Genomic DNA, 5,103 nt, shown 5'->3' with positions numbered 1-5,103 from the left:
AAACATGGTCTGGCTCTTTGCTTAGAGAGGAATGTTTCCGTGCTTGCGCCACGGGTTCTCGATTTTTTTGTCGCGCAGCATGACCAGTGACCGGCAGATGCGCCTGCGCGTCTCGTGCGGCAGGATCACATCGTCGATAAAACCGCGCGCCCCGGCCACAAAAGGATTGGCAAAGCGGGCCTTGTATTCGGCTTCCTTGGCGGCCAGCTTGGCCGGGTCGCCCTTGTCTTCGCGGAAGATGATTTCCACCGCGCCCTTGGCGCCCATCACGGCGATCTCGGCGTTGGGCCACGCGAAGTTGACATCGCCGCGCAGATGCTTGGAGCTCATCACGTCATAGGCGCCGCCGTAGGCCTTGCGTGTGATCACGGTGATCTTTGGTACGGTGCATTCGGCATACGCATACAGCAGCTTGGCGCCGTGCTTGATGATGCCGCCGTATTCTTGCGACGTGCCGGGCATGAAGCCGGGCACGTCGACAAAAGTAATGACCGGAATGTTGAAGGCATCGCAAAACCGTACAAAGCGCGCGGCCTTGATGGAACTCTTGATGTCCAGGCAACCGGCCAGCACCAGCGGCTGGTTGGCGACGATACCGACCGACTGGCCTTCCATGCGGGCAAAGCCGATGATGATGTTTTTGGCGTACTCGGGCTGGATCTCAAAGAAGTCGCCATCGTCCACCGTCTTGACGATGAGCTCCTTCATGTCGTACGGCTTGTTGGGGTTCTCGGGCACCAGCGTGTCCAGGCTCAGGTCCATACGGCCGGCCGGGTCGGCGCTCGGCCGCATCGGGGCCTTTTCGCGGTTGTTCAGCGGCAGGTAGTTGTAGAGGCGGCGCAGCATCAGCAGCGCCTCGACGTCGTTCTCAAATGCCAGGTCGGCCACGCCGCTGCGTGTGGTGTGGGTGGTGGCACCGCCGAGCTCTTCGGCCGTGACTTCTTCATGCGTCACGGTCTTCACAACCTCGGGGCCCGTGACAAACATATAGGAGCTGTCCTTGACCATGAAGATGAAGTCGGTCATGGCGGGTGAATACACCGCGCCGCCGGCGCTGGGGCCCATGATCATGCTGATCTGCGGGATCACGCCGCTGGCCATCACATTGCGCTGGAATACATCGGCATAACCACCCAGTGACGCCACGCCCTCCTGGATGCGGGCGCCGCCCGAATCGTTCAAACCAATGACAGGTGCACCCACCTTCATGGCCTGGTCCATCACCTTGCAGATCTTCTCGGCATGGGCTTCGCTCAAGGCGCCGCCAAACACGGTGAAATCCTGGCTGAAGACAAACACCAGGCGGCCATTGATCATGCCGTAGCCGGTGACCACGCCGTCGCCGGGGATCTTGTTGTCCTGCATGCCGAAGTCGGTGCAGCGGTGCTCGACGAACATGTCCCACTCTTCGAAGGTACCTTCATCCAGCAGCAACTCCAGCCGCTCGCGCGCCGTCAGCTTGCCTTTTCCGTGTTGCGCGTCTATGCGCTTCTGGCCGCCGCCGAGGCGGGCCGCGGCACGTTTCTTTTCGAGTTGTTCGAGGATTTCTTGCATGGTGTGTTCCGCAATGTCGACAGTGAAAACTTACTTGGTTGAATCAAACAAAAGGCGCGCGGCGGCCTGGCTCATACGGCGTGAGTCATGCCCCACGCCCGGCACGGTGACACGCTCCCAGGCCAGGGGGGTTTCCAGCTTCTGCGCCTGCATCTGGGCCTGCTCGAAGAAGTGGGTGCCGCGCTCAAAGCGGTTTACGCCCTGGGCTGTGGCTTGCCTGGCCTTGGGAAGGTTGGCCTCATCGGTTTTTATGTCAGTTTCACCAAGCAGCACAATCAGCTTGCGGGCAAAAACCTGCCTGAGTTTGTCGGGGCTGACAATGCTTTCGTTAAGCGCGTAAGGAAATTTGTCTTCCATCAGGCCTGGATAGCGGGGCATGGTGTAACTGCCGGCATTGGCCGCCACGGCGACTGAAACGCGGGGTGCCTCGGCCAGCAGCATAAAGCGGTGCACAAACTGCCCGCCCGCCGAGTGGCCGAACAGCAGGTAGTCACTCGCCGCGAGGCCCTCACCAGTACGGACAAAATCAAAAAGATGCTCGACGATCTGGAAAGACCATTGGGCACGGTCACGGCTTTCGATGCCGCCCATGTTGAACAACCTGGAAGAAAACCGCGCCTCGTCAAATTCCGGGGCCAGCACGATGAGCTTGTTTTTCTCGGCAAAAGGCATCCAGTTGTCACGCATGCGCGAACCCTGCCGCTCCGCGCCGTGGACCACCATCATCACCTTGGCATCGGGGCCGGCGCTGCGGGCCTTGTAGTAATGCACCGTGACGGGCTTGTCCGCGAAATAGCCTTTGTCGGTGAAGACAAAACTCTGCGGCTCGCCGGCGACCATACCGCCGGCCCAGGCCAGGCAGACCTGCAGAAAGAGCGCGCAGAAGAAACCAACGCTCCTCATCGGTCCCATCCCTTCGCGGCCAGCGCCAGCAGACTGCGGGCAGCGGTCGATGCTGCGACTTCGCCGCGTGCCACTTCCCCCAACAAGCCGGGTAAACGTTCACGCACCTGCGGGTCCTGGCGGAAGGCCTGCTTGAGACCGGCGTCTATTCGCTCCCACATCCATGACAGCGACTGCTGCTGGCGCCGGGCGGCGAGACGGCCGTTGGCTACCTGCAAAGCCTTGAACTGCGTCACGGCATTCCAGAACACGTCCACGCCTTGGTTATGAAGCGCGCTGAGCTGGATCACCCGCGGGTGCCAGTTCTTGTCGAAGTTGGCCGCCTTCGTGCTGTCCATGGCGTTGTTCACCAGACCGAATAGCCGCATCGCCGAGGTAATCTGCGCCTCGGCCCGCATCGCCGCGTCAGCATCGATGTCGGCCTTGTTGATGATGACGAAGTCGGCGAGTTCCATCACGCCCTTTTTGATGGCCTGCAGGTCATCCCCGGCATTGGGTAACTGCATCAGCACAAACATGTCTGTCATGTTGGCGACGGCGGTTTCGCTCTGGCCGACGCCTACGGTTTCGACAATCACCACGTCATACCCGGCCGCTTCGCAGACCAGCATGGCCTCGCGGGTCTTTTCGGCCACGCCGCCCAGGTTGCCGCTGGAAGGGCTGGGCCGGATGTAGGCGCGCTCATGCACCGAGAGCTTTTCCATGCGGGTCTTGTCGCCCAGGATGGAGCCGCCGGAGACCGAAGAGGATGGGTCGATGGTCAGCACCGCGACGCGGTGGCCCTGCGCGATCAGGTGCAAACCCAGCACTTCGATAAAAGTTGACTTGCCGACTCCAGGTACGCCGCTGATGCCCAGRCGCATGGCCTTGCCGGTGTGGGGCAGCAAGGCCGTCAGCAGTTCGTCGCCCTGTGCGCGGTGGTCGGCGCGGGTGGACTCCAGCAGCGTGATGGCCTTGGCAATGGCGCGGCGCTGGGCCATCGCGTCGGGGCCCATGATGGCCTGGAGGAAATCAACCGCTGCCATCACGCCACCCGCTCCACCGCGGACCATTCGTAATGCAGGTCAACGCCCTCTTCGCCTTGCAGTACAAAGCCGTGGCGTAGATAGAAGCGGTTGGCATCGCTTTCTTTCAGCGCGGTCAGCCTGACAGCCAGGCCGCGCTCGCGCGCCTGGGCCAGCACCTGCCGCAGTACCCATGCGCCTATGCCCTGGCCGCTGGCACTGCTGCGCAGATAAAGATGGTCAAGTCGCAGGGCGGCATCGCCTTCGGGCTTGAGCGTGAAAAAACCCACGCGCTCGCCGTCCTGCAGGATGTGCCGCATGTACTGCGGAAAAAATCCGGCTAACAAACGCTCGCGCGAGCGTGCAGGGTCAAAGCGCCCAACGCGCTCCAGGCTGGGGCGCATGGCGTCGATGCGCAAGGCCAGCATCTCCTCGAAGTCAACGGCGATAACCGGTTGCAAGGACAGTCGGGCACAGATGTCCGTCACCGCACACTCACTTCGCAACGGCTTTGCGAATCTGCTCGAGCACATCCTTGGCACTCGCCGGAATCGGCGTGCCCGGGCCGTAGATGCCCTTCACGCCGGCTTCGTACAGCATCTCGTAGTCCTGCCGCGGAATCACGCCGCCGACAAACACGATGATGTCGTCGGCGCCCTGCTTCTTGAGTTCGGCGATGATGGCCGGCACCAGCGTCTTGTGGCCGGCCGCCAGTGTGGAGACACCCACGGCATGCACGTCGTTCTCAATCGCCTGGCGTGCGCACTCCTCGGGCGTCTGGAACAGCGGCCCCATGTCCACATCAAAGCCGAGGTCAGCGAAAGCCGTAGCCACCACCTTGGCGCCACGGTCGTGGCCGTCCTGGCCGAGTTTGGAGATCATCACGCGCGGGCGGCGGCCCTGCTCTTCAGCGAAGGCGTTGATCTCTGTCTTGAGGGTTTCCCAGCCTTCGGCCGAGTCATAAGCAGCAGCGTACACACCAGTCACCTTTTGGGTATCGGCGCGATGGCGCCCGTAGACTTTCTCAAGGGCATCACTGACCTCACCCACCGTGGCGCGCAGGCGCACGGCCTTGATGCTGAGGTCCAGCAGATTGCCGTTGTTATTTTCGGCGGCCGCCGTCAGTGCGTCCAGCGCGCCCTGCACCGCCGCGTTGTCGCGGCTGGCCTTGATGGCTTTGAGCCTGGTGATCTGGCCCTCGCGCACGGCTACGTTATCGATGTCGCGCGACTCGATGGCGTCTTCGGTCTTGAGCTTGTATTTATTGACGCCAACGATGACATCCTTGCCGCTGTCGATGCGCGCCTGCTTTTCAGCGGCGGCGGCTTCGATCTTGAGCTTGGCCCAGCCGCTGTCCACGGCCTTGGTCATACCGCCCATGGCCTCGACCTCTTCAATGATGGACCAGGCCGCGTCGGCCATGTCCTGCGTGAGCTTTTCCATCATGTAGCTGCCGGCCCAGGGGTCGATTACATGGGGGATGTGAGTTTCTTCCTGGATGATCAACTGGGTGTTGCGCGCGATGCGGGCGCTGAACTCGGTGGGCAGGGCAATCGCTTCGTCGAACGAGTTGGTGTGCAGGCTTTGGGTGCCGCCAAAGACCGCGGCCATGGCCTCAATCGTGGTGCGCACGACGTTGTTG

General features: G+C 62.0%; 5 protein-coding genes. All 5 read right to left on the bottom strand.

Annotated elements, in window-relative coordinates:
• Positions 1-21: 21 nt before the first annotated feature.
• Positions 22-1,554 (bottom strand): acyl-CoA carboxylase subunit beta, encoded by a 1,533-nt coding sequence (locus AC1D0Z_RS15790; RefSeq protein ID WP_477659170.1) that lies wholly within the window; start codon positions 1,552-1,554, stop codon positions 22-24.
• Positions 1,555-1,584: 30 nt separating this feature from the next.
• A complete protein-coding gene (locus tag AC1D0Z_RS15785; protein WP_477659169.1) occupies positions 1,585-2,457 on the bottom strand; it encodes an alpha/beta hydrolase family protein in 873 nt (290 codons plus the stop codon).
• Positions 2,454-3,482, bottom strand: coding sequence for a methylmalonyl Co-A mutase-associated GTPase MeaB (gene meaB, locus AC1D0Z_RS15780; protein WP_477659168.1), 1,029 nt, complete (start codon positions 3,480-3,482; stop codon positions 2,454-2,456). Before meaB ends, AC1D0Z_RS15785 begins: the two co-directional genes overlap by 4 nt.
• Positions 3,482-3,994: a GNAT family N-acetyltransferase gene (locus tag AC1D0Z_RS15775; protein ID WP_477659167.1), complete on the bottom strand. Its 513-nt coding sequence runs from the start codon at positions 3,992-3,994 to the stop codon at positions 3,482-3,484. Before AC1D0Z_RS15775 ends, meaB begins: the two co-directional genes overlap by 1 nt.
• On the bottom strand, positions 3,957-5,103 hold a 1,147-nt coding region (locus AC1D0Z_RS15770; RefSeq protein ID WP_477659166.1), incomplete at its 5' end, for a methylmalonyl-CoA mutase family protein. The genes AC1D0Z_RS15770 and AC1D0Z_RS15775, both read right to left, overlap by 38 nt.

It is taken from the genome of Polaromonas sp. P1_E3 (assembly GCF_056405935.1).
Note: the sequence above shows the minus strand (reverse complement) of the source record. Positions and strands in the feature narration are given on the sequence as shown.

Excerpts from the sequence above, each read along its gene's own strand:
- AC1D0Z_RS15790 (WP_477659170.1), bottom strand. The coding sequence starts at position 1,554 with ATGCAAGAAATCCTCGAACAACTCGAAAAGAAACGTGCCGCGGCCCGC.
- AC1D0Z_RS15785 (WP_477659169.1), bottom strand. The coding sequence starts at position 2,457 with ATGAGGAGCGTTGGTTTCTTCTGCGCGCTCTTTCTGCAGGTCTGCCTG.
- AC1D0Z_RS15775 (WP_477659167.1), bottom strand. The coding sequence starts at position 3,994 with ATGTGCTCGAGCAGATTCGCAAAGCCGTTGCGAAGTGAGTGTGCGGTG.